The sequence below is a fragment of the Micromonospora parastrephiae genome, from assembly GCF_016802865.1.
In the GTDB taxonomy this organism is placed as follows: domain Bacteria; phylum Actinomycetota; class Actinomycetes; order Mycobacteriales; family Micromonosporaceae; genus Micromonospora; species Micromonospora parastrephiae.
Genome location: NZ_JAEVHM010000075.1, coordinates 1 through 26,071, shown reverse-complemented (window position 1 = coordinate 26,071; position 26,071 = coordinate 1). Strand labels below are relative to the sequence as shown.

The 26,071-nt window shown below is 71.8% G+C and carries 19 protein-coding genes, 4 pseudogenes and 1 riboswitch; of the genes and pseudogenes, 13 read left to right on the top strand and 10 right to left on the bottom strand.

What is annotated here, in order from left to right:
* Positions 1 to 119: 119 nt before the first annotated feature.
* The 3 genes and pseudogenes from JNW91_RS16780 to JNW91_RS16770 form a co-directional block, all read right to left on the bottom strand.
* Positions 120 to 965: pseudogene (locus JNW91_RS16780) on the bottom strand (ATP-binding protein); the annotation flags it as partial.
* Positions 962 to 4,630 (bottom strand): cobaltochelatase subunit CobN, encoded by a 3,669-nt coding sequence (gene cobN / locus JNW91_RS16775; protein WP_203176288.1) that lies wholly within the window; start codon positions 4,628 to 4,630, stop codon positions 962 to 964. The pseudogene JNW91_RS16780 and the gene cobN, both read right to left, overlap by 4 nt.
* 265 nt (positions 4,631 to 4,895) lie before the next feature.
* A riboswitch (cobalamin riboswitch) is annotated at positions 4,896 to 5,072 on the bottom strand.
* A gap of 176 nt (positions 5,073 to 5,248) precedes the next feature.
* Positions 5,249 to 5,584, bottom strand: a complete 336-nt coding sequence (locus JNW91_RS16770) for a hypothetical protein (RefSeq protein ID WP_203176287.1) — start codon at positions 5,582 to 5,584, stop codon at positions 5,249 to 5,251.
* A gap of 120 nt (positions 5,585 to 5,704) precedes the next feature.
* Here JNW91_RS16770 and JNW91_RS16765 point away from each other — a divergent pair, with 120 nt between their 5' ends.
* From JNW91_RS16765 to helR, 4 genes and pseudogenes are all read left to right on the top strand, one after another.
* Entirely contained in the window at positions 5,705 to 6,286 is a 582-nt protein-coding gene (locus JNW91_RS16765; protein WP_203176286.1) for an RNA polymerase sigma factor, read from the top strand.
* Positions 6,279 to 6,986, top strand: coding sequence for a hypothetical protein (locus JNW91_RS16760; protein ID WP_203176285.1), 708 nt, complete (start codon positions 6,279 to 6,281; stop codon positions 6,984 to 6,986). The genes JNW91_RS16765 and JNW91_RS16760 overlap by 8 nt, the downstream gene beginning before the upstream one ends.
* Positions 6,987 to 7,071: 85 nt before the next feature.
* A complete protein-coding gene (locus JNW91_RS16755) occupies positions 7,072 to 7,596 on the top strand; it encodes a hypothetical protein (protein WP_309244392.1) in 525 nt (174 codons plus the stop codon).
* Between the two features lie 206 nt (positions 7,597 to 7,802).
* Positions 7,803 to 9,946, top strand: a pseudogene (gene helR / locus JNW91_RS16750) (RNA polymerase recycling motor ATPase HelR).
* Positions 9,947 to 9,987: 41 nt separating this feature from the next.
* Here the strand turns inward: helR and JNW91_RS16745 are convergent.
* Together JNW91_RS16745 and JNW91_RS16740 are read right to left on the bottom strand one after the other, a co-directional pair.
* On the bottom strand, positions 9,988 to 10,884 hold the full coding sequence (locus JNW91_RS16745; protein WP_203176284.1) for an aldo/keto reductase: 897 nt from the start codon (positions 10,882 to 10,884) through the stop codon (positions 9,988 to 9,990).
* A gap of 73 nt (positions 10,885 to 10,957) precedes the next feature.
* Positions 10,958 to 12,222: pseudogene (locus JNW91_RS16740) on the bottom strand (MFS transporter).
* A 162-nt stretch (positions 12,223 to 12,384) separates the two neighbouring features.
* On the opposite strand from JNW91_RS16740, the gene JNW91_RS16735 reads away from it, so the two are divergent.
* Together JNW91_RS16735 and JNW91_RS16730 are read left to right on the top strand one after the other, a co-directional pair.
* Positions 12,385 to 13,374: a LacI family DNA-binding transcriptional regulator gene (locus JNW91_RS16735; protein WP_203176283.1), complete on the top strand. Its 990-nt coding sequence runs from the start codon at positions 12,385 to 12,387 to the stop codon at positions 13,372 to 13,374.
* Between the two features lie 203 nt (positions 13,375 to 13,577).
* Positions 13,578 to 14,180, top strand: a complete 603-nt coding sequence (locus JNW91_RS16730) for an alpha/beta hydrolase (RefSeq protein ID WP_203176277.1) — start codon at positions 13,578 to 13,580, stop codon at positions 14,178 to 14,180.
* On the opposite strand, the gene JNW91_RS16725 is transcribed toward JNW91_RS16730, so the two are convergent.
* On the bottom strand, positions 14,087 to 14,758 hold the full coding sequence (locus JNW91_RS16725; protein WP_238425138.1) for a hypothetical protein: 672 nt from the start codon (positions 14,756 to 14,758) through the stop codon (positions 14,087 to 14,089). The genes JNW91_RS16730 and JNW91_RS16725 overlap by 94 nt on opposite strands.
* Positions 14,759 to 15,192: 434 nt before the next feature.
* On the opposite strand from JNW91_RS16725, the gene JNW91_RS16720 reads away from it, so the two are divergent.
* The 4 genes from JNW91_RS16720 to JNW91_RS16705 are packed head-to-tail and all read left to right on the top strand — an operon-like array spanning position 15,193 to position 19,984.
* On the top strand, positions 15,193 to 16,431 hold the full coding sequence (locus tag JNW91_RS16720) for a sugar ABC transporter substrate-binding protein (protein WP_203176276.1): 1,239 nt from the start codon (positions 15,193 to 15,195) through the stop codon (positions 16,429 to 16,431).
* Positions 16,432 to 16,448: 17 nt separating this feature from the next.
* A complete protein-coding gene (locus tag JNW91_RS16715; RefSeq protein WP_238425137.1) occupies positions 16,449 to 17,420 on the top strand; it encodes a carbohydrate ABC transporter permease in 972 nt (323 codons plus the stop codon).
* Positions 17,417 to 18,241 carry a carbohydrate ABC transporter permease gene (locus JNW91_RS16710; RefSeq protein WP_203176275.1) on the top strand — a complete coding sequence of 275 codons (825 nt, stop codon included), beginning with the start codon at positions 17,417 to 17,419 and terminating at the stop codon, positions 18,239 to 18,241. The genes JNW91_RS16715 and JNW91_RS16710 overlap by 4 nt, the downstream gene beginning before the upstream one ends.
* Positions 18,242 to 18,271: 30 nt before the next feature.
* Positions 18,272 to 19,984, top strand: coding sequence for an amylo-alpha-1,6-glucosidase (locus tag JNW91_RS16705; RefSeq protein WP_203176274.1), 1,713 nt, complete (start codon positions 18,272 to 18,274; stop codon positions 19,982 to 19,984).
* On the opposite strand, the gene JNW91_RS16700 is transcribed toward JNW91_RS16705, so the two are convergent.
* Positions 19,971 to 21,008 carry a LacI family DNA-binding transcriptional regulator gene (locus tag JNW91_RS16700; RefSeq protein ID WP_203176273.1) on the bottom strand — a complete coding sequence of 346 codons (1,038 nt, stop codon included), beginning with the start codon at positions 21,006 to 21,008 and terminating at the stop codon, positions 19,971 to 19,973. The two genes, JNW91_RS16705 and JNW91_RS16700, sit on opposite strands and share 14 nt — an antisense overlap.
* A 252-nt stretch (positions 21,009 to 21,260) precedes the next feature.
* Here JNW91_RS16700 and JNW91_RS16695 point away from each other — a divergent pair, with 252 nt between their 5' ends.
* The 3 genes and pseudogenes from JNW91_RS16695 (at position 21,261) to JNW91_RS16685 (ending at position 23,930) form a co-directional block, all read left to right on the top strand.
* The gene (locus JNW91_RS16695; RefSeq protein WP_203176269.1) at positions 21,261 to 22,736 is read left to right on the top strand and encodes an arabinofuranosidase catalytic domain-containing protein; all 1,476 of its coding nucleotides are present in this window, start codon (positions 21,261 to 21,263) and stop codon (positions 22,734 to 22,736) included.
* 73 nt (positions 22,737 to 22,809) lie between these two features.
* Positions 22,810 to 23,100 (top strand): annotated as a pseudogene (locus JNW91_RS16690) (DNA alkylation repair protein); the annotation flags it as partial.
* A 116-nt stretch (positions 23,101 to 23,216) separates the two neighbouring features.
* Positions 23,217 to 23,930, top strand: a complete 714-nt coding sequence (locus tag JNW91_RS16685; protein WP_203176268.1) for a hypothetical protein — start codon at positions 23,217 to 23,219, stop codon at positions 23,928 to 23,930.
* Positions 23,931 to 23,952: 22 nt separating this feature from the next.
* On the opposite strand, the gene JNW91_RS16680 is transcribed toward JNW91_RS16685, so the two are convergent.
* From JNW91_RS16680 to JNW91_RS16670, 3 genes are all read right to left on the bottom strand, one after another.
* Positions 23,953 to 24,540 carry a TetR-like C-terminal domain-containing protein gene (locus JNW91_RS16680; protein ID WP_203176267.1) on the bottom strand — a complete coding sequence of 196 codons (588 nt, stop codon included), beginning with the start codon at positions 24,538 to 24,540 and terminating at the stop codon, positions 23,953 to 23,955.
* Positions 24,533 to 25,366 carry an alpha/beta fold hydrolase gene (locus JNW91_RS16675; RefSeq protein ID WP_203176266.1) on the bottom strand — a complete coding sequence of 278 codons (834 nt, stop codon included), beginning with the start codon at positions 25,364 to 25,366 and terminating at the stop codon, positions 24,533 to 24,535. The genes JNW91_RS16680 and JNW91_RS16675 overlap by 8 nt, the downstream gene beginning before the upstream one ends.
* A 107-nt stretch (positions 25,367 to 25,473) precedes the next feature.
* Positions 25,474 to 25,833, bottom strand: coding sequence for a VOC family protein (locus tag JNW91_RS16670; RefSeq protein ID WP_309244391.1), 360 nt, complete (start codon positions 25,831 to 25,833; stop codon positions 25,474 to 25,476).
* Between the last annotated feature and the right edge of the window lie 238 nt (positions 25,834 to 26,071).

Here is a 26,071-nt window from a genome sequence, read left to right as displayed (position 1 = left end):
ACGGCCGCCCACAATGACGTTGACTGCCCATACCTCACCCTTACGAAGTAGGTGCGGGCCAAGCTGGATGACGGCTTCATCCCCAATCGCTCCGGGGTCAGCGGTTAGCCAACTCCACCGACAATGTCCGCGCGCATTCCGTCCACGTCGAAGGCCGCGCACACCTCGGCGATCTGACGCAGCGCCGCGTCGGGAAGCCGTACCCCGGGAAGCCGGCAACGGGCGGCGGCCACCTGGCGGGCGATGTCGGCGTCGGCGTCGGCCCAGCGGGCGGCGAACCCGGCCGGGTCGGCGTCGGCGGCGAGCCGGCGGCGGACCACCTCGACCCGGACCGCCGGGTCACGACTGGCGCCGACCTCGACGGTCAGCCCGAACCGGTCGAGCAGCTGCGGGCGCAGCTCACCCTCCTCCGGGTTCATCGTGCCGACCAGCAGGAACCGGGCGGCGTGACTGACCGAGACGCCCTCACGCTCGACGTGACTGCGGCCCATCGCCGCCGCGTCCAGCAGCAGGTCGACCAGGTGGTCGTGCAGCAGGTTGACCTCGTCGACGTAGAGCACGCCGCGGTGTGCGGCGGCGAGCAGGCCCGGCTCGAAGGCGCGGACCCCCTCGCCGATGGCCCTCTCCAGGTCCAGGGAGCCGACCACCCGGTCCTCGGCGGCGCCGACCGGCAGTTCCACCAGCCGGGCCGGACGGGTCTCGGCGGCGGCGTCCGCCGGGTGGGGGCCGTCCGGGCAGGCCGGGTCGGGCTCGGCCGGGTCACAGCCGAAGCGGCAACCGGTGACGTGGCGCACCGGCGGCAGCAGCGCGGCGAGGGCCCGGACGGCGGTCGACTTGGCGGTGCCCTTCTCGCCGCGGACCAGCACCCCGCCGATCGCCGGGGACACGGCGTTGAGCAGCAGCGCCAACCGCATGTCGGCCATGCCGAGCACGGCGCTGAACGGGAAGGTCGTGGTCACGGTCATGCCCGGTCCTCCAGGTCACCCTCGCTGGCCAGGTACGTGTCGCGGAGCCGGTCGACGGTCGCCGGCTCGGGTTTGGCCCACAGACCCCGGTCGGCGGCCTCCAGCAGCCGCTCGGTGATCCCGCGCAGCGCCCACGGGTTGGACCGCTCCAGGAACTCCCGGGTGGTCTCGTCGAAGAGGTACGCGGCGGCCAGGTTCTCGTACATCCAGTCGTCGACGACGCCGGCGGTGGCGTCGTAGCCGAACAGGTAGTCCACGGTGGCGGCCAGCTCGAACGCGCCCTTGTAGCCGTGGCGACGCATCGCGGCGATCCACTTCGGGTTGACGACCCGGGCCCGGAACACCCGCCGGGTCTCCTCGCCCAGCGTGCGGGTCCGCACGTCGTGCGGCATCGCCGAGTCACCCACGTACGCCTGCGGAGCGGCGCCGGTGAGGTGTCGGACCATCGCCACCATCCCGCCGTGGTACTGGAAGTAGTCGTCGGAGTCGACGATGTCGTGCTCGCGGGTGTCCTGGTTCTTTACGGCCACCGCGATCCGGGCGAACGAACGTTCCATGTCGGCGCGCGCCTTCCGCCCGTCCAGGCCCTGGCCGTACGCGTAGCCGCCCCAGACCGCGTACACCTCGGCCAGGTCGGCGTCGTCGCGCCAGGTCCGGGCGTCGATCAGCGGCAGCAGCCCGGCGCCGTACGCCCCGGGTTTGGAGCCGAAGATCCGCGCGGTGGCGCGTCGCTCGTCGCCGTGTTCGGCGAGGTCGGCGGCGACATGGGCGCGCAGGTAGTTCTCCGCGTCCGGCTCGTCGAGGGCGGCGACCCGGCGGACGGCGTCGTCGAGCAGCGCCACGACGTGCGGGAACGCGTCGCGGAAGAAACCGGAGATGCGCACGGTGACGTCGACGCGGGGTCGGCCCAGTTCGGCGGTCGGCACCACCTCGATGCCGGTGACCCGCCGGGACCGCTCGTCCCAGACAGGGCGGCAGCCCAGCAGCGCGAGCACCTCGGCGATGTCGTCGCCCTGGGTCCGCATGGCGCTGGTGCCCCACACGGTCAACCCCACCGAGCGGGGGTACGTGCCGGTGTCGGCGAGGTGCCGGGCCAGCAGCGAGTCGGCGAGGGCCACCCCGACATCCCAGGCGTTGCGGCTGGGAATGGCCTTGGGGTCGACGGAGTAGAAGTTGCGGCCGGTGGGCAGCACGTTGACCAGGCCGCGGGTGGGCGAACCGGACGGTCCGGGCGGCACGAACCGCCCGTCGAGCGCGCCGAGGGTGTTGGTCAGCTCGTCGGTGGTGCGCGCCAGCCGGGGCACCAGCTCGGTGGCGGCGAAGCGCAGCACCGCGCCGGCGTCCGGGATCGGCTGACCGGTCACCTCGGCGACCACCGCGTCGGCCGCGTCCACGGCCCAGTCCAGGGTCTCCATGCCGACGACCAGCCGCCGTGCGAGGGCCTCGATCAGGTCGACGGCGTCGGCGGCGGTGCCGGCGGGCCCGTCCACCGCGTCGGTCAGGGCCGTGGGCAGGACGATCCGCTGTCCGGGCGACGCGAGCAGCTCCTGCTCATCGAGGCCGTACGCGGCGGCGAGGGCCTGCCGCAGGCCGGGCAGGGCGTGGGCGCCGCCCCAGATCTGCGGCGCGCGCAACACGGCGAGCACCAGGTTGACGCGCGGTTCGCCGGTCGGCGCGGCGGCGAGAATGTGCAGCCCGTCGCGGATCTGGACGTCCTTGACCTCGCAGAGGTACCCGTCGAGGTGCAGCACGAAGTCGTCGAAGTCGTCGGCGTCCGGCATCGCCTCGGCGTGCAGGTCGTGGTGCAGCTCCGCGGCGCGTACCAGGTCCCAGATCTGCGCCCGCACAATGGGCACCTTCGCCGGGTCGAGCGCCTGCACGGTGGCGTACTCGTCGAGCAGTTGCTCCAGTTTGGCCAGGTCGCCGTAGGTCTCGGCGCGGGCCATCGGCGGCACCAGGTGGTCGATGACCACGGCGTGCGCGCGCCGCTTGGCCTGGGTGCCCTCGCCGGGGTCGTTGACGATGAAGGGGTAGACCAGCGGCAGGTCCGCGAGGACCGCGTCGGGCGCGCAGTCGGCGGCGAGGCCGAGGCCCTTGCCGGGCAGCCATTCGAGGGTGCCGTGCTTGCCCAGGTGCACCACGGCGTCCGCGCCGAAGCCGCCGTCGGACACCGGCGCGGCCAGCCAGCGGTACGCGGCCAGGTAGTGGTGGCTGGGCGGCAGGTCCGGGTCGTGGTAGATGGCGATCGGGTTCTCCCCGAAACCGCGTGGTGGCTGGATGAGCAGCACCACGTTGCCGAAGCGCAGCCCGGCGAGCACGATGTCGCCGCCGTCGGTGTACAGCTCGCCGGGCGGCTCACCCCAGTGCTCCCGCATCCGCTCGCGCAGCTCGGCCGGGACCTGGTCGAACCAGCGCCGGTACGTCGGCCCCGGTATCCGGGCCTCGGCGGCGGCCAACTGCTCCGGCGTGAGCCACTCCACGTCGTGACCACCGGCGGCGATCAGCGCGTGGATCAGCGCGTCGCCGTCGTCGGGCGGTGGCGCGTCACCGAGGTGGTAGCCGGCGTCGGCCAGCGCGGCGAGCAGCCGGACCGCCGAGACGGGGGTGTCCAGCCCGACGGCGTTGCCGACCCGGGAGTGCTTGGTGGGGTACGAGCTGAGCACCACGGCGACCCGTTTGTCGGCGTTGGGCACGTACCGCAGCCGGGCGTGGCGGACCGCGATGCCGGCGACCCGCGCGGCCCGTTCGGCGTCGGCGGCGTAGACCGAGAGCCCGTCGGCGTCGATCCGCTTGAACGAGAACGGCACGGTGACGATCCGACCGTCGAACTCGGGGATGGCCACCTGCATGGCGGCGTCCAACGGGGACAGTCCGGCGTCGCTGCCGGCCCACTGTTCGCGGGTGCTGGTGAGACAGAGCGCCTGAATGACCGGTACGTCCAGGGCGGCGAGGGCGCCCACGTCCCAGGCGTCCTCGGCACCGCCGCCGGACGCGTCGGCGGCGACCGCGCCGCCGGCGGCGAGGACGGTGACCAGCAGCGCGTCGCAACGGGCGAACAGTCCGAGCGGTCCGGCGCCGGCGGTCAGCCCGCGCAGCGAGCCGCAGAAGATCGGCAGCGGGTTGCCGCCGGCCTCGCGCACCGCGTCGGCCAGCACGTCGACGAATCCGGTGTTCCCAGCGAGGGCGTGCGCCCGGTAGAAAACGATTCCCACGGTGGGCCGGTCCGGGTCGGCCGGGTGCTCGCCGTGCACGCCGTACGCCGGGGTGGACGCCGGTGGGGCGAAGCCCTCACCGGTGAGCAGCACCGTGTCGGAGAGAAACCGGGCCAGCTGCGCCAGGTTGTCCGGGCCGCCCTCGACGAGGTACGCCAGCGCCTGGGTGGCCACCCCGGACGGCACCGTGGAGAGGGCCATCAGCTCCGCGTCGGGCATCGCCTCACCGCCGAGCACGACCGTGGGCCGCCCGCTGGCGAGCACCGCGGCGAGGCCGTCGGGCCACGCCTGCCGGCCCCCGAGCAGACGTACGACGGCGAGGTCGACCCCGTCGAGCAGGGCGGGCACCTCGTCGGCCGCGACCCGGGCGGGGTTGGCCAAGCGGTAGTCGGCGTCGCTGGCGCGGGCGGCCAGCAGGTCGGTGTCGGCGGTGGAGAGCAGCAGGGTGCGCACGGCAGGCTCCGGACAGTAACGTCGGCAGGCTCGCGGAAGCGGGCTGGCGACGTGGGATGGGCGCGGGGTTCAGCGGGTACCGCGCTCCGGCCGGCTCACCGGCGGGAGGCCGGCGGCGACGGGTGGCGCGGTACGGAACTCAGCGGTGAACGGCGGGAGGGCGCCCGGGTACGGGTGCGGCGAAGCGGTCGCCGCTCGGGTCACGACGGTGTTCGTCGGTGACAGAGACGCCGTGCGTCATCGGGTCCTCCTCGGGTGTCCACGCCCTGGGGTACATCCGACGGCCGAAGTATCCTGGCTTCCGGATCGACGCTCTCCCCCGGCCTTCCAACCGCAGACACACGGCCGTGACTCACGAGGGGGGATCGCTCCCCGGTGACAGTGGCGGGACCGCGTCGGATTCGCACCGACTTCCTTCACTGCCGTCAGGCCGCGAATGCTGCCACACCCTCCGCTGCCGGTCAACGCGGATCCCGGCGTCGGCGACCCTGCTCACGACATTGACCTGCGGTGATGTGGGGGCGCCGGTTCGCCGGTCAGCGCGGCGGTCGGGTGAGCACGACACCCGCCGACGGCCGACCGCCAGCCGTCGCCCGCCGACGGCGGGCGACGTCCCGCTCAGCGGGCGTGTCGTTCCGGGTGTGCCCGGTTCCACACCCGCATCCGCTCCGGGTAGCCCGTGCGCGCCGCCTCGTACAGCGGCACCGCGTGCTTGCGGGCGATGGCGCCCGCGGCCCGTGGCGTGCCGGTCCGGCGGCGGATCCACTCCCCGTCGTGGGCGATCGCCACCACGGTCGTGTCGGTGGCGGTGGTCTCCGGCTCCAGGTAGAACTCCACCCCCCGCCGGGTGGCGACGAACGCCTCCAGCGCGGCGAGGTCGTCGCGGGTCGCCTCCCGGTCGAGCTTGGTCGGGGTCGCCTCGGTACCCCGTGCCCGCCGACTGAACCAGCCCATGCCCCACCCCTCTCCTCGACGCTCCCACCAGTGCAGCACCGAATCCTGGCAATACGCTGCACGGCGGGTGAGAGCAAGCTGACCCGGGGCGGGTGGAACCCGCGACGCCCGTGCGGTGTCATGAGGGTGATCGAACCGGAGGTTTCGCTGGACGACCACGTGCTCGTCACCCGCGCTCGGGCAGGTGACCTGGAGGCGTACGACCTCCTGGTCGCCCGACACAGCGCGTCCGCGTATCGGACGGCGGTGCTGCTCGGTGCGGGATCGGACTCCGAGGACGTCATCCAGGAGGCGTTCGTGAAGGCGTACCGCAAGCTGTCCCGCTATCGCGGTGAGTCGTCCTTCCGGTCCTGGCTGCTGGCGATCGTCGCCAACGAGACGCGCAACCTGCACCGCTCCCGCAGCCGGCGCGACGGGCTCGTCCTGCGGGCCGCGGCCGCCGGCCCGGTGTCGGAGGCCGCCGAGGACGGGGCGGTCGGCGCGGTCCTCGCCGGGGAACGTCGCACCGCGCTGGTGCGGGCGCTGCGCCAACTGCCGGTACGCGACCGTGAGGTGATCGTCTGCCGGTTCTTCCTCGATCTCAGCGAGGAGGAGACCGTGCAGACGTTGGGCTGGCCCCGGGGCACGGTGAAGTCGCGGACGTCCCGGGCGTTGGCGAAGCTCCGCGGCCTGCTCGACCGCGAGGAGGTCCGGCATGGGTGACCTCGAGAAGGAACTGCGCGACCTGTCCGCCTGGCTGGAGACACCCGACGCGCCCGACGTGACCGCACGCGTACGCGCCCGGCTCACCGCGCCCCGGCGACACCGGTGGCGCGCGTACGCCGCCGCGGCACTCGCCGCGCTGGTGGTGGCGGTGCTGCCGCCCACACGTACCGCCGTCGCCGACGCCGTCGGTGGTCTGCTGCGCTTCGCGGGAGTCACCATCGCCCCGTCGTCGGGGCTGCCCGCCGGCACCCCGTCGCCGTTGCCGTCGCAGCGGACGGCCGCGCTGGACGAGGCGCAGCGGGCGGTGCGCTTCCCGATCCGCGTACCGGCGAAGCTGGGCCCGCCCGAGCGGGTGGTCGTCGCGGACCCCGACGCCAGCGGCGCGCACCGCGTGGCCACGCTGCTCTACCGCGGGGGCGCGCTGCGGGTGGACGCCTTCGACGGCCACCTCAACCTGGCCTTCCACAAGGAGACCAGTGGACCGGACACGGAGTGGGTCCAGGTCAACGGCGACTTCGCCATCTGGGTCGGCAGCCCGCACGTCCTGTCCTACGTGGACCGTGCCGGCCAGATCCGCAGGGAGACCGCCCGGCTGGCCGCCTCGACCCTGATCTGGCAGGCGGACGACGTGAGTTACCGGCTCGAGGGGGATCTCACCAAGCCAAAGGCGATCGAGATCGCCAATTCGATGAAGTAGGAACCCGTCGGCCCCGAGCGGTGTCCTGATGACGCGACACACCACTCGGTTCATCGACGTATCGGAGGACGACATGGGTGCCTGGGTGAGGTTCACGCTGGGATCGGTGCTCCTGCTGGCGGGGTGCACGACCGGCGACCAACCGGCCGACTCCGCGGCGGCGGCCACGTCGGCCGGAGCGCCGGCCAGCACGGTCTCGGCGAGCGCCGCGACGGGCTGCGGCTCGCGGGTCGAGACGGGGGCGCTGCCCGACTGGGCGGACGCCGGGTTCAGTGGTGACGCGCGCGTCCCGCACGTCTTCGGCGCGAAGGGCGACATCGTGGCGGTGATGTTCGCCCACCCACTGGCACAGGTCAGGCGGGACGGGTCGAACAACAAGATCCTCTGGGTTTCCCGGCCGGTCACGGCGTCGACCGGCACGACGTCGGCGGCCACCCTGGTGATCACCGCGACACTGGACGGCACCGGAACCAGGGTGACCCGCGAGGTCGCCGGCGGTCCGGGCCCGTCGATCATCGACATGCCGCGTGCGGGGTGCTGGCACCTCGACCTGCGCTGGGGCGGGCACAGCGACACGATGGACCTGGTCTACGCCGAACGGACGCCCTGACGATCGGTGGGCGCGGGGGGTGCGGCCGAGTGGATGATCAAGGGAGAGGAAAGCACTCAATCCCTGCCACTCTTAACGTATACCGCACCGGGGGACTTGTGGCAAGGCCCGGGTCGTACCGCACAATTGCCGGCCAGACCGCGTTTCCGCAGCTCGGAGGCGCGCGTTTGCCGGCATCCCAGATCGGAGCGACCGACGTGGACCCGCTGACCCTCAGCGTGTTTGATCTTCCCGAGCAGCTCTCCGCCAAGGCGGACCCGGCGCTGATCGCCCGTGACGAGGAGCACTTCGCGGCCATCGCGGCGAGCCTCGGACAGACGTTCACCGACCTGACCGGCCGCCTCGACGCCGAACGCAGGGCGCCCGGCGGCGGCGGCCGGCAGGCCGTGGAGCGGGACCGGGAGGTCCGCCGGCTCAGCGCCCAACTGCGCGCGCTGCGCCGCTACGGTCTGGACCTGTGCCTCGGTCGCATGGTCAGCGCGGACAGCCCCGATCCCGTGTACGTCGGGCGTCGCGGCCTCACCGACGGCGCCGGCCGCCAGCTGTTGCTCGACTGGCGCTCCCCCGCGGCCGAGCCGTTCTTCGGCGCCACCCACGCCAACCCGATGGGCCTGACGAGCCGCCGCCGGTACCGCTGGACCCTCGGCCGGATCACCGACTACTGGGACGAGGTGTTCACCTCCGACGGGTTCGAGGGGCACGCCGCGCTCGACGACCAGTCCGCCTTCATCGCGAGTCTCGGCGGCAGCCGGTCGAGCCGCATGCGCGACGTGCTCGGCACCATCCAGGCCGACCAGGACGCCATCATCCGAGCGGGCTCCCGCGGGGCTCTCGTCGTCGACGGTGGCCCCGGTACGGGCAAGACGGTCGTCGCCCTGCACCGCACCGCGTACCTGCTCTACTCCGACCCTCGGCTCGGTCAGCGCCGGGGTGGCGTGCTCTTCGTCGGACCGCACCAGCCCTACCTGGCGTACGTCGCCGACGTCCTGCCCAGCCTCGGCGAAGAGGAGGTGCAGATCTGCACGCTGCGCGACCTCGTCGCCGAGGGAGCTTTGGCGGTGGTCGAAACCGACCCGGACGTGGCCTGGCTGAAGTCGTCCGCGCGGCTGCTGACGGCGATCGAGGCGGCCGTGCGGTTCTACGAGGAGCCGCCCCGCACTCCGATCACGGTGGCGACCGACTGGGCCGAGATCCGACTCAGCGCCGACGACTGGGCCGAGGCGTTCGAGGCGCCGGATCCCGGCACCCCGCACAACGAGGCACGTGATCGGGTCTGGGAGGAGCTGCTCACGATCCTGGTGGACCGGTACGACGGCGACGAACCGGAGAACGTGCTGCGCGCGGCGCTGCTACGCAACGCGGAGTTGCGCACGGCCTTCAACCGCGCCTGGCCGCTGCTCGAAGCGGCGACCTCGTCGGAGACCTGTGGTCGGTCCCCGCGTACCTGCGCAGGTGCGCTCCCTGGCTCAGCCCCGACGAGGTCCGCACCCTGCAACGCGATGACGCGCACGCCTGGACGGCGTCCGACCTGCCCCTGCTGGACGCCGCCCGGCAGCGTCTCGGCGACCCGGCGGCGGCGGAGCGCAAACGTGGGCAGGACGCCTCCTTCGCCGCCGAACGCGCCCGCATGGCCACCGTCGTCGACGACCTGATCCAGGCCGACGTCTACGACGACGGCGAAGGTCTGCTGACGATGCTGCGCCACCACGACCTGCGCGACGCGCTGGTCGACCAGAGCGCCCTGCCCAGCGTCGACCCGGACCTGCTCGCCGGCCCGTTCGCGCACATCGTCGTGGACGAGGCCCAGGAGCTGACCGACGCCGAATGGCAGATGTTGTTGCTGCGCTGCCCTTCGCGCAGCTTCACCATCGTCGGGGATCGCGCCCAGGCCCGGCACGGGTTCACCGAGTCGTGGCAGGAACGGCTTCGACGGATCGGGCTCGAGCGGATCGACCTGGCCTCGCTGACCATCAACTACCGGACGCCGAAGGAGGTCATGGCCGAGGCCGAGCCGGTCATCCGCGCCGTGCTCCCGGACGCCAACGTGCCGACCTCCATCCGCGGCGGCGGCGCTCCCGTCGTACACGGATCCGTCTCCGATCTGGGTTCGATCCTCGACACCTGGCTCGCGGCGCACGACGAGGGGATCGCCTGCGTCATCGGCGACGCCACGTTCCCGACGGCGGCCCGCGTCCGGTCGTCGACCCCGGAGCTGGCGAAGGGTCTGGAGTTCGACCTGGTCGTCCTCGTCGACCCGGATTCGTTCGGCGACGGGATCGAGGGGGCGGTCGACCGTTACGTCGCGATGACCCGGGCGACCCAGCAACTGGTCATCCTCACCGGCCGGTAGCTCCCCGCGCCCCTACGCGTCTGGCTCCGCGACTGAGTGGATCAGCCGAGGCGGGTCAGGTCCTCCGGGGTCAGTCGTACGGACGCGGCGGCGATGTTCTGCGCGAGATGCGCCACGTCCCCGGTGCCGGGGATGGCCAGCACGTGTGGACCCTGGTGCAGGGTCCAGGCCAGACGTACCTGGTGTGGGGTGACGCCGTGGGCCCGCGCGACGGACAGAACGGCCTCGGCCTGGTCGGCGCCCGCACCCGCCTCCCGGCCGGTGCCGGCCAACGCGAAAAACGGAACGTAGGCGATGCCCCGCTCGCCGCAGGCCCGGACGAACGCGTCCTGCTCCCGGTACGCGTCCACCCCGTAGTTGTTCTGCACGCAGACGACCGGCGCGATGCCCGCCACCTCGTCCAGTTGCTCCGGCCGCACGTTGGACAGCCCGAGGTGCCGGATCAGCCCGGCGGCGCGCAGCTCGGCCAGGGCGCCGAACCGATCCGCCAGCGGCACCGGCCCGGGCCCCCGACCGAGCCGCAGGTTCACCACGTCCAGCTGGTTGAGGCCCAGCCGACGCAGGTTCTCCTCGACCTGGGCGCGCAGCTGAGCCGGGGTGAGCGCCTCGGTGAAGCCGCCCACCGGGTCGTACCCGAAACCGACCTTGGTGGCGATCACCAGGTCCTCCGGGTACGGGGCGAGCGCCGCCCGGATCAGCTCGGTGGCGTACCGGGCCGGACCGCTGCCCACGCGCAGGGCGCCGCCCGGCGAGACGTAGAACGCGGCGGTGTCGATGTGGTTGACGCCCCACCGCACGGCGCGGCGCAGCAGTGCGATCGCCCGTTCGCGGTCGGGGTTCGCGGTGATCCGCATGGAGCCGAAGCCCATCCGGCGCACGACGCGGTCGCCCAGGGTCCAGGTGCCCGCCGCGGCGGCGGTGATCTCGTCGGTCGGCATTGGGCGACCGTAACGGGCCGGGGTGCGCGGCGCAGTCGGCCACGCACCCGATACCGCTGAGCTGCCCGTTGGGCTAGATTTCTGGTGTGGGACGGGCCGGCTCGGCGGCGTGCGGCGGGCGCAGCACCGGCACCAGCAGCAGGGTCGGCACCAGCAACAGCGGCACCACCAGCAGCGCGCGCAGGGTGCCGACGTGGTCACCGAGCAGCCCCAGCAGCGGCGGCCCGGCCAGGAACGCCGTGTAGCCGATCACCGCGACCACGCTGACCCGGACGGGCGCGTGCGCCTCCTCGTCGGCCGCGGCGCTCATCCCGACCGGGAAGCCCAGCGACGCACCGAGGCCCCACAACGCGACGCCGACGATCGCCAGCGGCCCCGAGCCGGCCAGCACCGCCAGGCCCGCGCCGAGCACGGCGAGCCCGATGGTGCCGGTGAGCACAGGCACCCGGCCCCACCGGTCCAGCGCGACGGTCCCCGCCGTGCGCCCGAGGGTCATACCGACGACGAACACGCCGAAGACCGCCGCTCCGGCCGCCTCGCTCACGTCCCGGCCGTCCACGAACGCGACCGCCAGCCAGTCGTTGGCGCGCCCTCGGTGAACGCCGCCACCAGCACGAACAGCCCGATCAACAGGGTGCGCGGCTCCCGCCAGGCGGCGAGCTGCGCCCGGCGACGGCCAGCCGGGGTGGCGTCCGCCGGGTCGCCGGCCGGGTCATGGGCCGACAGCGGCAGATACGTCCGCGCGGCGAGCACGGTGCCGCTCAACACCACCAGCGCCACAGCGGAGAGGTGCGCGCCGACCGGCACGTCCAGGCGGGCCGCCCCGGCGCCGAGCCCCGCGCCGGCAACCGAACCGAGGCTCCACCCCGCGTGGAAGCGGGGCATGATGGTCCGCCCCAGCCGCCGTTCCACGGCAGCGGCCTCGACGTTCATCGCAACATCGCAGGCGCCGGACCCGTAGCCGAAGGCGGCCAACCCGAACGCGACGACGACGAACGACCCGGTCATCGTCGCGCCCACGCCCGCCACGGTCAGGCCGACCGCCACCAGCACCGTGGCCAGGGTCACGGTCCGGGCCGCGCCGAGACGCTGGGCGAGCAGGCCGGAGGTGGGCATGGCGAGCAGCGCGCCGACGCTCATCGCCAACAGCAGCAGACCGAGCCGACCGGCGGAGAGGTCCAACGCCTCACGGACGGCCGGCACACGGGAGAACCAGCTGCCGACGGCCAGCCCGTTGAGGGTGAAGGTAAGGGCCACACCGTTGCGGGCGAGGCGCACGGCACGCAATGGTGTCGGGGCGGCGTCCGGGGTGACGGGTCGACTGGTGGGGGCGCTCACGAAGACGGGTCCTCTTCCTCGGGGTGATCTCCTGGCACGATCGCACACCTGAGAGCGCTACCACCACAACCCGCTGCCGCCCCTTACCGTCGACGGCCCGACCGGGCATGATGCGAACAGGCGTTCGTCCGACCGGACGGATCGCCAACGGGGAGGCGACGTATGACGACAGCGGCACACCGGCCGGCGACCCTGGAGGACGTCGCGCGGCTCGCCGGGGTGTCCCGGTCCACCGCGTCGCGGGTGATCGCCGGCACCGGGTTCGCCTCGCCGGACGCCCGGGACCGGGTCGCCACGGCCGCCCACCGGCTCGGCTACGTGCCCAACCCGGCGGCCCGCGCGCTGGTGAGCGGAGCCGGCGTACGCCTGGTGGTGGCGGTCGCGGGCACCAGCGCCGCGGTGCTGGACGACCCGTACGTCCACCGCGTGGTCGGCTCGGCGGCGCGGGTCTGCACGCCCGCCGGCGTCGGGGTGGCGCTGCACTGGCTGCCGCTCGGCGAGCCGACCGGCCTGGACCAGCTCGCCCGGGACCGCAGCGTGTGCGGCGTGGTGCTGGTCAACACCACCGAGGACCTGCTCGACGCCATACCCCGATCGCTGCGCGGCCGGGTGGTCTCCATCGGCATCGGCTCGCCGACCGTGCCGTCGTTCGACGTCGACAACACCGCCGGCGCCGACGCGGTACTGCACCACCTGTACGCCACGGGTCGCCGCCGGATCGCCATGGTCACCGGCCCGCAGTGGCTGCCGTGCTCGCGACGCCCCGTGGAGGCGTACCGCGGGCTGATGCGCCAGGCGGGCCTGCCGGAGCGGGTGCTCCCCGGGGACTTCTCGGCCGCGCGCGGCCGGGCGGCCGCCGGCGAGGCGCTGCGACGGTGGCCGGACGTCGACGCCATCTACGCGATCAGCGACGAGACTGCCCTCGGAGTGATCGCCGCGCTGAGCGACGAGGGTGTGCGGGTGCCCAGCGACGTCGCGGTGGCCGGCTTCGACGACATCCCCCTCGCCGCGATGACCGCCCCGGCGTTGACCACCGCCAGCCACCCGGTGGGACGCATCGCGACCGCCGCGGCCACCGCCCTGTTGGACGGGCGTCCGGCCGCGCCGGTGACCCTCTTCCCGTCCGTCCTGGTCGCCCGGGCCAGCGCCTGACGCCGACGGTCGGGCAGCGCCTCCGCGCGCCGCCGGTTAACCCGGGGCGGGCCGGGTAACCGCGTCGCACCTGTCGTCGACCGTGGGAAGTGGTGACCCGTGTCCAACTCCGCGCCGCAGCATCGAGACCCGGCGCAGAACCCTCGACACGGCCGGTTGACGACGCGACCCCACCCGCCGGTGCGCCGGCGCCCACCGGGCTCGTGCCGCTGACCGGCGCCGACGGGCGCCCACTGGCGGTGGCGTACGCCCCGCAGCCGACAGCAGCCGACACGCCGTACCGGCTGGTGCTGCTCCTGCACGGGGCGGGCGGCTCGGCGCGGCAGGCGCTGGACCTGCTGCTGCCGGTCGCGGACGCGCAGCACCTGCTGCTGGTCGCCCCGCAGTCGTCGGCCGCCAGTTGGGACCTGATCGCCGGCGGTTTCGGGGTGGACGTGGCACGTATCGACGGGCTGCTGGCGTCCGCCTACGACGGCTATCCGGTGCGGGACGTGACACTCGGCGGCTTCTCCGACGGCGCCTCGTACGCGTTGTCGCTGGGCCTCACCAACGGCGACCTGGTCGACGCGGTGCTGGCCTTCTCCCCTGGTTTCGCCGCGCCGCCGGCCACCCACGGCCGGCCACGGATCTTCATCTCACACGGGGTGGACGACCGTGTGCTGCCCATCGACGTGTGCAGCCGCCGGCTCGTCCCGCGTCTGCACGATCTCGGCTACGACGTCACGTACCAGGAATTCCCCGGCGGCCACGAGGTCCCCATCCCCATCCGCGATTCCGCCACAACCTGGCTAACAACCCAACCCTGACCCCCGCCCCGCACGAAGTCCAGGTACTGGTTCCAGAAGGTGTGCGTGGTCGACGGTACGCAGGCGCAGCTCGGCCCGACGATGAGCTGGTTGGGGAACTCCGCCCGGATGCGCTGGTAGGTGCGGCGCCACAGTTCGAGGTACTGGGAGATCGGGCGGTTCCAGAAGATGGTGATGTTGGGTTCGTTCCAGATGTCCCACTGCACGGACAGCCCGGACGCCCGGACGTCGTTGATGAGCCGGGTCAGGAAGTTGTCGTAGTCGGTCCAGTTGCCGTTGTCTCCGGGGAAGCGGGAGATGCCGGCGCCGTCCGCGCCCCACAGGTCGTGCGGCAGGATGATGAACTGACCGCCCAGGGCGACGGTCCGGCGCGCCTGGGCGAGGGTGGAGTTCCAGCGGCGGTCGTAGGTTCCGCCGACCCAGCCACTGCCGGCCAGTTGTGCGCCACCGGCACGCATGTACTGGAACTTGACGTCTCGGTAGAAGTGGTCGGCCGGGCCGCTGGCGTTCTCGGTCATGCCGTAGATCCAGCCGGAGGCGCGGTAGGTCGGCGTACCGCTGGTCGTGGAGAAGTTCACGCTGATCGACTCGTCGGCGGCCTGGGCGGTAGGCGCGGCGACGGTTACGGCGGTGGCGGCGGCGAGCAGGCGACCACGAGTCGGGCGACGAGCGCGCGGGCTGGTCCTGGCCTGCCGTGGGACGGGGTTTTCACGGGCGGCTCCTTGGTGGGGCGTGGGGGCGCACTCCGGAGGCGGCGTTTGCGAACCGATTCGCAGGGATCGTAGGACCGGATACTGAACCATGTCAATGGAGCGACGGCGGGGTAAAGACGCCGTTTCCGGGTGTTGCACCCCCGCCCGTGATCACCCCTTGACCCCCGAGCATGGACGGTCCTATCTTCGGGCGAACCGATTCGTCGAATCGATTCGCCTCATGGCCGGACCACCACATCCGGCCCGCGACGGTCACCACCACACCCCCACCCGACGATCGACTTGAAGTGAGGCAGCAGATGACCGGACCCAGTCGACGGCGGCGGCTGGCCGCCGTCGCCGTGATAGCACTCTCCGCGGTGGCAGGAGCCGCCTGCTCGTCGTCCGCCGACGGTCCCTCCGACGGCGGCGCCTACCTCGTCTGGGACCCGTATCCGCAGTTCGCCGACGACTCCGAATGGGTGGCCCTGCTCAAGAAGTGCGGCACCTCGGCGGGCGTGACGGTCGAGCGGACCGGCTACGACACCACCGACCTGACCAACAAGGCACTGCTCGCCGCCCAGCAGGGAAACTCACCGGACGTGCTGATCGTGGACAACCCGGTGATCTCGACACTGGCCGAGGCCGGCGCCCTCACCACCACGGAGGAGAACAAGCTGGACGTGTCGAGCATGGAGGCGAACCTGCTCGGCGCCGGCCAGCGCGACGGCAAGACGTACGGGGTGCCGATCGGAGCCAACACCCTCGCCCTCTACTACAACAGGGACCTGCTGACCCGCGCTGGCGTCGATCCGACCTCGATCACGGACTGGACATCACTGACCGCGGCGCTGACCAAGGTCAAGGCGGCGGGCAAGAAGGGCATCACCTTCTCCGCGATCGGCACCGAGGAGGGCAGCTTCCAGTTCCTGCCCTGGTTCTGGGGGTCCGGAGCGCAGCTGACCGGCCTGGACTCACCGCAGGCGGTGTCCGCGCTGACCCTTTGGACCGACTGGCTCAAGCAGGGCCACGCCCCGAACTCGGTCATCAACAACACCCAGACCACGAGTTGGCAGGAGTTCGCCACCGGCGACTTCGCGTTCGCCGAGAACGGCACCTGGCAGCTGGCCAACGCGGAGAAGCTCGGCTTCCCGTACGGCACGATCGCCATCCCGGCCAGCGCGGGCGGCCCGGCCCCGGCACCGACCGGCGGGGAGTTCGTCTCCATCCCGGTGCAGAACAAAACCGCCCGGTACGCGACGTCACAGAAGCTGGTCGCCTGCCTGACCAACGCCGACAACCTGCTCACCACCGACACCACGCTCTCCTACGTGGCACCCGTCGCCGCCGTGCAGGAGCGCCAGGCAGCCGCCGACCCCAAGCTCAAGGTCTGGGTGGACGCGGTCCGGGCAGCGAAGGGGCGCACCGGTGACAACCTCGGCACGAAGTATCCGAAGATCTCCGAGCCTCTGTGGTCCGCCGTGCAGGCGGCCCTCAGCGGCGCGAAGACGCCGCAGGAGGCGCTGACCGCCGCGCAGGCCACGGCCACGGCCAGGTAAGCGCACGAACCGACACGATGACGCCCACGACACAGACCTCTACCGCCACGCGAGGCCGTGGCGGGGCGGCGACCGCCGCCCCGCCCGGGCCTCCCGCGTCCCGCACCCGCCGGCCCCGCCGGTGGTTGGCGTGGAACTTCCTGGCACCGGTGGCCATCTACCTGGTGGCCTTCTACGCCTACCCGCTCTACCGCAACGTCGAGCTGAGCCTGCGCGAGTACACCGTCCGCTCGTTCGTGCAGGGCGGCGCACCCTTCGCCGGCCTGGACAACTACCGCACGGTGCTGACCGACCCGGCCTTCTGGCCGACGTTGACGCACACCCTGGTCTTCACCGCGGCGTCGCTCGCCTTCCAGTTCAGCATCGGCATGGCACTGGCGCTCTTCTTCCGCCAGCACTTTCCGCTGTCGGGCACCCTGCGGGCGCTGATCCTCGTCCCGTGGCTGCTCCCGCTGATCGTCTCGGCGTCGACCTGGTCGTGGCTGCTCAACAGCGACTCGGGGCTGGTCAACGCGGCACTGGGCGCGGTCGGGATCGACCAGGTCAACTGGCTCACCTCGCCCGGCTGGTCGCTCACCTCGGTGATCATCGCGAACATCTGGATCGGCATTCCGTTCAACCTGGTGGTGCTGTACAGCGGCCTACAGGCGATCCCGGTCGAGGTGTACGAGGCGTCCGCGCTCGACGGAGCGACGGGCTGGCAACGATTCTGGTCCATCACCTTTCCGTTGCTGCGCCCCGTCTCCGCGATCACCCTGCTGCTCGGGTTGATCTACACGCTGAAGGTCTTCGACATCATCTGGATCATGACCAGGGGTGGCCCGACCGACTCCTCCGCCACGCTCGCCACCTGGTCGTACCGACTCGGCTTCGGCAACCTGCTGCCGGAGTTCGGTCCGGCGGCGGCCGTCGGCAACCTGCTCATCGTGATGGCCCTGATCGCCGGGCTCGTCTACATCCGGATCCAGCGGAAGCAGAACCTGCGATGACCACCTCCACACCCCGGGTCTGGTGGAAGACCGCCGTCGGCCTGGTGCTGACCGGGCTGATGCTCTTCCCCGTCTATTGGATGATCAACGTGTCGTTCACCCGGGACCAGGACATGCGGGCCAGTCCGCCCCACCTGGTCCCGACCAACGGCACGCTGGACGGCTACCGGGCCGTGCTCGACCAGCAGTTGCCGTACCTCGGCACCAGTTTCCTGGTCGGTCTCGGCACGGTGGCGCTGACCGTGGCACTCGCCGCCCCCGCCGGATACGCGCTGGCGAAGCTGCGGCCACCCGGCGGCCCGGCCCTGAGCTTCGTCCTGCTGATCGCGCAGATGATCCCGGGAATCATCATGGCGATGGGCTTCTACGCCATCTATCTCACCCTCGGCGTCCTCAACACGCTGCCGGGCCTGATCCTGGCCGACTCGACACTGGCGGTGCCGTTCGCCGTGCTGATCTTCACGGCCTTCATGTCCGGAATTCCCGACGAACTGCTCCAGGCAGCCGTGGTCGACGGCGCCGGTCGGCTGCGCACCTTCTGGTCGGTCGTGCTGCCGGTCAGCCGCAACTCGATCGTCACGGTGTCCCTGTTCGCGTTCCTGTGGTCCTGGTCGGACTTCATCTTCGCGTCGACCCTCGCCGGCGGCGGTGACCACCAGCCGATCACCCTCGGCATCTACCACTACATCGGCAACAACAACCAGCAGTGGAACGCCATCATGGCGACCGCTGTCGTCGCCTCCATCCCCGCCGCCGTGCTGCTGGTCCTGGCCCAGCGGTACGTCTCGATGGGCGTCACGGCCGGCGCCGTCAAGGACTGACCACCCGCACCAGAAAGGCAACCGCCACCCATGACCGTCGTCCCGTCCGGTCCGGAGTTCTCCATCCAGGACATCCCGTTCAGCTACCGCGGCTCCTGGCTCAACATCTCCCCGGTGGTAGCCGAGAAGACGTACGCCGACGACCTGCACCTGGTCTCCCACCAGACCGGGCTGCACCCCGTACTGCGCCTCTGCCCCGAGGTCGCGGCCGCCACGGTCGTCGCCACGCCCGCGCTGCTGACCTGGCGGACCGGACCCGGCCGGATCGAGGCCGTCTACGACGGACCGGACACCCTGCGGCTACGGGGTCGGCGGCTGGGTCTGCGGGTCGCCGCAGCCGCGAGCACCCTGACCCCGTTCAGCGGCACCTACCTCTACCTCGACCCGGTCGACGGCGCACACGTGTTCACCTCCTACGAGACCGGGCGCCGCTACCGGATCACGGTGCTCTCCGGCGCTCTCCGGCGGGCCGAGGGCGTGGAGGCGCTCGGCACCGCGGACCGGTTCCTGGACCTGGCCGGCGACCAGCCCTGGGAGATCGCGATCGAGGAGTACGCCACCGCCCGCCGGCCGTACACCGCGTCCGCCACCTTCGACCGGCTGTGCCACGACCGGAGCAGCGAGTTCACCACCTTCGTCGACGCGGTCGCGCCGTGGCGCGGCACGGACACCCCGTCCGCCGAACTGGCCGCGTACGTGCTGTGGTCGGCCACCGTCGCCCCGGCGGGTTTCGTCACCCGGCCGGCCGTCCTGATGTCGAAGCACTGGATGGACAAGGTGTGGAGCTGGGACCACTGCTTCAACGCGATCGCCCTGGCAGCCGGCGAGCCGGAGCTGGCCTGGCACCAGTTCCACCTGCCCTTCGACCACCAGGATGAGGCTGGCGCCCTGCCCGACTCGGTCACTCACTCGGAGGTCCTGCACAACTACGTCAAGCCCCCCATCCACGGCTGGGCGCTGCGACACCTGCGCCGACGCCTTCCCCAGCCGCCGGACCGGGCGGCGCTGGCGCAGACCTACGACCGGCTGTCCCGCTGGACCGCGTTCTGGCTCGACTCGCGCCGCGCCCCCGGCCACGACCTGCCGCACTACCAGCACGGCAACGACAGCGGCTGGGACAACGCCACCACCTTCGACGACGACCGGGTCATCGAGACGGCCGACCTCGCCGCGTTCCTGGTCTCGCAGCTGCGCTGCCTGACCGACCTCGCCATCGAGCTGGGAGAGCCCGCCGACCGGTGGTCGCGGGAGGCCGACCGGATCCGCGCGGCCATGCTGCGGGACCTGTGGGACGGTGAACGCTTCACCGCCCGCAGCCCCCGCACCGGCCGGCGCAGGGCGAGCGGCAGCCTGCTCGACCTGATGCCCGTCGCACTCGGGGCCGACCTGCCCGCACCGGTCGCCGACGCGCTGGCCCGGGGCATCGAAACGCACCTGACCACACACGGGCTGGCCACCGAGCCGACGGACTCGGCCCACTACGTCGCCGACGGCTACTGGCGGGGTCCGATCTGGGCGCCCTCGACGGTGTTGGTCGAGGACGGTCTGCGGCGGGCCGGACACACCGAAATCGCGGACGACATCAGTCAACGGTTCCTCGCGTTGTGCGAGAAGTCCGGCTTCGCGGAGAACTTCGATGCCGAGACCGGGACCGGGCTCCGGGACCGCGCGTACACCTGGACCGCCAGCAGCTACCTCATTCTCGCCGGCGGTCAGGAGGAACGGCGGGTCAGAGGTGGGTAGTCGGACCGGCTCGGCGGGCCCGGACCGGACCGGTGCTGGAGCGCAACGAGACGGGCGGACTGTACAGGCGGTGGCGCGGTACGGCCCCAGGCGCGGCGATGATCTCCAGCAGCAGCGCCACCGCCTCGGCGCCCATCTCGCGCATCGGCACATCCGCGGCGGTCAACGGCGGGCGGAAATCCTCCGCCCAGTGCTGCGCGGCGACCCCGGTGACCGAGAAGTCGGCCGGCACGGACAGGCCGGCGCCGGTCAGCGCACGCTGCATGCCGGGCAGGGCGGCCTCGTTGATGGTGGCCACGGCCGTGACGTTCGGATGTGTCGCGAGCAGTTGCTCCACGCACGTCTCGCCGGAGGTCGCGTCATCGCCGCAGCAGACGTCGACGCCGGTCAGACCCCGCTCCAGAACCGCCGCCCGGAAACCGGCCAGCGCCCGATGGCTGGGGCCGTAGCCGGCGGCCACCAACTCGGCGGAACGGTTGACCAGGGCCACGTGCCGGTGCCCGAGATCGGCCAGGTGGTGCACACACCGGGCGATCAGACCGGCGTAGTCGATGTCGATCCAACTCATTCCGTGCGGGTCGGCGGTCCGACCGATCGTGACGAAGGGCAGACCCGTTCTGGCCAGCCGGGTCACCCGGTCGTCCTCCAACCGGATCTCCATCAGGACCACACCGTCCACGCGACGCCCGGTGACGATCCGCTCGAACGACCGGTCGTGGTCGCCACCGGACGGGGACAGCAGCACATCGAGGTCGTGGCGGGCGGCCGCCTCGACGACACTGGCGACGAAGCCCAGCTGCATGTCGGTCAACCGCTGACTCGCCGGAGGGATCACCAGCCCGAGAGTGCGGGTACGTCCTTCCTTCAGGGCGCGGGCGCTGGCGTTCGGCCGGTAGTCCAGCTCGTCGATGACCGCCTGGATCCGCTGTCGGGTCGCCTCCGACACCGTGCGTTTCCCGCTCAGCACGTAGGAGACGGTGCTGCGGGACACTCCCGCCCGGCGGGCGATCTCCCCGATGTTCATCCATCGCCCTCGAATCGATTCTTGCCCCGACACGGGGACGCGCCATGCTTCGCTGCCGAGCATAACCGTCCTGAATCCTCTTCTCGGACGAGGAATTGCGCGCCCGGGCTTCGGCAATCCCACCGCTTAGCCAGGTTGGCGCGCCCGGACAACTAGCCAGCAAGATAGACCATCATTAATCTCAGAGGTATGACGTGTGATGTTGCCGGGGACGACGTCACACAACACCGCACACCCCACCGAAAGGATTCGATGAACGTGCAGAGGAGATTGAGCCGCTTACTGGCCGCCGCGGGGGCCGCACTGGTCCTCACCGTCGGCGCCGGGGCCTACGTGGTCTCGAACGCGCCGGGCGTCGCCCACGCGGCCGGCACGGGACCATGCGACATCTACGCCTCGGGCGGTACGCCGTGCGTGGCCGCGCACAGCACCACCCGGGCGCTGTACGGCGCGTACAACGGTCCGCTCTACCAGGTCCGACGCTCGTCGGACAACACCACCCGCGACATCGGCGTGCTGAGCGCGGGCGGCTACGCCAACGCCGCCACCCAGGACTCGTTCTGCGCCAACACCAACTGCGTCATCACGATCATCTACGACCAGTCGGGCCGCAACAACCGCCTGACGCAGGCGCCTCCCGGCTACTGGCCCGGTCCCGCTCCGGGCGGGTGGGACAACCTCGCCGACGCGAAGGCGGCCCCGATCACCATCGGCGGCCAGAAGGCGTACGGCGTCTACATCGCGCCCGGCACCGGCTACCGCAACAACAACACCAACGGCGTCGCCACCGGCGACCAGCCCGAGGGCATCTACGCCGTCGTCGACGGCACGCACTACAACCAGTGGTGCTGCTTCGACTACGGCAACGCGCAGACGGACGGCCAAGCCGATTCGCCCGCCATCATGGAGACCGTCTACTTCGGGGCCAACAAGCAGTGGGGCTACGGGGCCGGGGCCGGTCCGTGGATCATGGCCGACCTGGAGTGGGGGCTGTTCTCCGGAGTGAACGCGGGATACAACAACATCCCGTCCATCAACCAACGCTTCGTGACCGCCATGGTCAAGGGCGAGCCGAACCACTGGGCCATCCGGGGCGGGAACGCGCAGGCGGGTGGTCTGACGACCTACTTCGACGGGCGACGGCCCAACGGCTACCACCCGATGAAGAAGGAAGGCGCGATCCTCCTCGGTATCGGTGGCGACAACAGTGTCACCGGCCGTGGCACGTTCTTCGAGGGTGTGCTGACCTCCGGCTATCCGACCGCCGCCACCGAGGACGCCGTCCAGGCCAACATCGCCGCCGCCTCGTACGCGCCAGCCAGCGGCGGCAACCCCCAGCAGAACGTCCGCATCGTCGGCGGCCAGTCCGGCCGCTGCATCGACGTACCCAACGGCAGCACCACCAACGGCACCCAGGTCCAACTCTGGGACTGCACCGGCGGCACCCCACAACGCTGGACCTACACCGCCGCCAGACAACTCCAGGTGTACGGCAACAAATGCCTCGACGCCTCCGGCCAAGGCGCCACCAACGGCACCCAAGCCATCATCTGGGACTGCAACGGCGGCACCAACCAACAATGGAACGTCAACGCCAACGGCACCATCACCGGCGTCCAATCCGGGCTCTGCCTCGACGCCAACGGCGCATCCACCGCGAACGGCACCAGGCTCCTCCTCTGGTCCTGCAACGGACAACAGAACCAGCAATGGGCCCTGCGCAACTGATCACAGGGCGAGCCCCGTCTCCCGGGCCGCTTCGCGAGGTAGGCGAAGGCGGCCCGGGACGGCCAGCCCACACGACCTCGTTCAGAAGGCGGTGGGCTGGATGCTGCGCGAGGTGGGCAACCGGGACAGAGCGGCGGAGGAGCTGGGCCGGCACGAGTGCGCGATCGGGAACAGCGAACGGGGGAACACGATCGATGTCTTCCAGGCCGAGATGCTGCTGCACGACACCAGGCTGTCCGTCGACGACACGGCGGGCGCCCGCCGCGCGTGGCGGAACGCCCGCGACGCCATGCACGCCATGCAGAACGGCGGAACCCCGAGCATGCGGAAGGCGGTCGGTGACCGGGGCGACACCCAGAGCTGACCGTCATCGGGACGGGTGGACGCGGACGATCCGCTCCACCACCCCTTCAGCGCCGAGCGGGTTCCGACGCACTAGCATTGCCGCGGTCCGGGACGGCTCTGCTGAAACGAGGCGAGATGGGTTGGCTCCAGCGGTTGCTGGGTGGCGGGCGGGTCCAGCTCGATCCGCAGCGGCAGCAGGCGCTGCTACGGGACGTCCAGCACAGGTACGGCGCCCACGCGCGGATCCCGTTTCCCGAGCAGGTCAGGGCGGTCACCGGAACCCTGGACGGCGATGACGGCCTGGTGGTGGCGGCCCGGATCGTGAGTCAGGTCGCCGACGAGGCTCACGCCGACCTCCAGGCACAGGCCCAGGACTATCACCGACGGACGGGCCGACGGCTGCTGGTGAACCGCCGCAACTACCGGCCGCTGTGGAAGGAGGTCGGCCCGACGCTGCGGTGGCCGCTGTTCGCGTTGCCGTGTGGCTTCCATCCGTACGCTCAGCTGGCCGCCGCTGTCGACGTGGTCGGCAGCCAGGCGCGCCGTCTCGATCGGGTGACCGACCCGGCCCCGCTCGTGACCCGCGTGTTCGAGGTACTGGACCTCACCACCGCCGGCTGGGAGTACGCCCGGGTGCGGGTGGACACCGACGCCGCCGCCCTGGCCGATCGACTGATCTCGAGCGCCGGGCAGGTCCTCGCCGCCATGGACGACCCGCCCCGGCTGCCACCGGCGGTCCGTGAGCTGATGCGCCGCAACAACACCCTCGGCGTGCACGATCCGGCCGGCCCCCGGGCAGTAGGTGGGATCAACCTGGGCGCGCGGCTGCGGGAGCAACTGCTGGTCTGACGCCGTCGGGGCGAGGCGACGGTCACCCCGCTCCCCCGGCGCCCGTCGGTCGGTCGGGCCGCAGGCCGGTGATCAGAGTGTCGACGAGGAAGCGGTAGCTGCGGTCGACATCGCGGGGCAGTCCGAAGCCGCCCGCGCTCTCCAGGCTGGCGAAGCCGTGCAGCGCCGACCGCAGCGCACGGGCGGCGTCGATGGTGCCGGCACCAGGTGGTCCGAAGCCGGCGAGGACGTCGAGCAGGATTCGCAGGACGTCGTCGCCGGCACGGCGGTCCTCCTCGTCATCGGCCTCGGGCGCACGGATGGTGGCGGCGTAGCGGCCCGGATGGTCGAGGACCCAGCGACGGTGGGCGTCGGCGAACGCGCGGACCGCGTCCGGGCCGGAGAGCCCGACCGTTGCCCGGGCCAGCGCGTCCCCGAGTTCGCGTTTGGCCTGGATGGCGATGCCCCGGCGTAGAGCGTCGAGGGAGTCGACGTGTTTGTAGAGCGACGGTGTCCGTACGCCGACCCGCTCGGCCACCAGACCCATGGACACGTTGGTGAAGCCGACCTCGTCGGCGAGCGCCGCCCCGGCCGCGACGACTGCCGCCGGAGCGAGGCCGGCCCTAGGCATGGGCGTTCGCCCGCAGGAAGGGCAGCACCAGCGAGGTCACCTCGTCGGGGTACTGCACGTGCGGGTAGTGACCCGCACCATCGATCATTTCGAGCCGGCCCAGACCCGCCGGGAGCGCGGCCACGATCGCTTCGCCCTCGGCCCGTGGGTCGGCCCAGTCCGGGTCGAGCGTGCCCTCGACGATCAGGGCCGGGCAGCGGACGTTCGCCAGCTGCGCCCCGGCGTCGACCGGCGCCGACTGGCCCATCTTCTGCATCGCCTTCATCCGGCCGGGCTCGCGCATCATCGCGTCGACCCGGTTCATGCGGGCGGTCCAGTCGGCCGGCTTCCTCCCCGGGTAGGCGACGTCGAGGTAGCTGCGCCAGAGCGGCACGCTGCCCAGCAGGCCGGCGCCGAGCAGTCGGAGCATGCCCTTGCGGTAACGGGCGATCCGCAGGTCACCCAGCCTGATCGACTGCTTGCGGGTGAACGGTGCCAGCTCGACGATGCCGCTGACCAGGTCGGGCGCCTGGGCGGCCGCGATGGTGGCGGCCCCGCCGGAGATCGAGTGACCGACCAGCACGGCCGGGCCACCGAGGTGCCGGATCACCGCGAGCAGGTCGCCGGCGATGTCGGTACGGCTGTAGGACGGCCACTGCGCGCTCGACTCGCCGCAGCCGCGCAGGTCGACCGCGACCACCCGGTATCCGGCGGCCACCAGGGGCGCAGCGACGAAGCGGTACGCCTCGCGGCTGTCGCCCATGCCGTGGGCGAGGACGACCAGCGGTCCTTCGCCGGTCACCTCGTACGCGATCGTGCCGCCGTCGATGGACAGGTATTCGGTCATCAGCTCTCCCCCGGTTAGCTATTCGTATTAGCTTTAAGCTAATCGAGTTAGCCAACCGGGTCAAGTGACGCCGGACACGCCTGGGCCCACGCGGCACCCACCGGAGGTCACACGTCGGCTTCGAGGGCGAAGGTGTTGCCGTCCGGGTCCTGGAACCAGGCGATACGTCCACCTCCGGCCCGAGCGGAAATCCCCTTGGCATCATGCTCGAACTGCTCGTAACGGACGAACTCGACGCCGGACGAGGTGAGCTCGTCGACAATCTGGTCGATGTCGTCGACGTACCAGGTCGCCAGCGTCGCCGACGTCTTTCCGGCGGTGACCGACTGGTACACGTTCAGCGCCGGCCCGCCACCGGAGCCGTAGACGCGGCTGCCGTCGGCGATGTTCGCGCTGGGACCGGACCGCAGCGCCCGCAGGCCCAGCGTGCCTTCGTAGAAGGCCACGGCCCTCTGGATGTCGGACACAGCGATCGAGGTTCTGAGGTGATACGCGCTCAAGGGCATGAGCCACTCTGGCAGGTGCTTGGCCCGACAGGTGGGCCGTACGGCCACATTCGTGGGTCGGGGCGGGCCCGGCGTTGTGCCGAGCCCGCCCCGTCACACGGTCAGCGTTGCAGGGTGAGTAGGCCGGGTCGGTAGGGCAGGAGGCCGTAGTCTCCGCCGGAGCTGGGGGATCGGCCCTGGTAGAGCAGTTGGAGGTTGC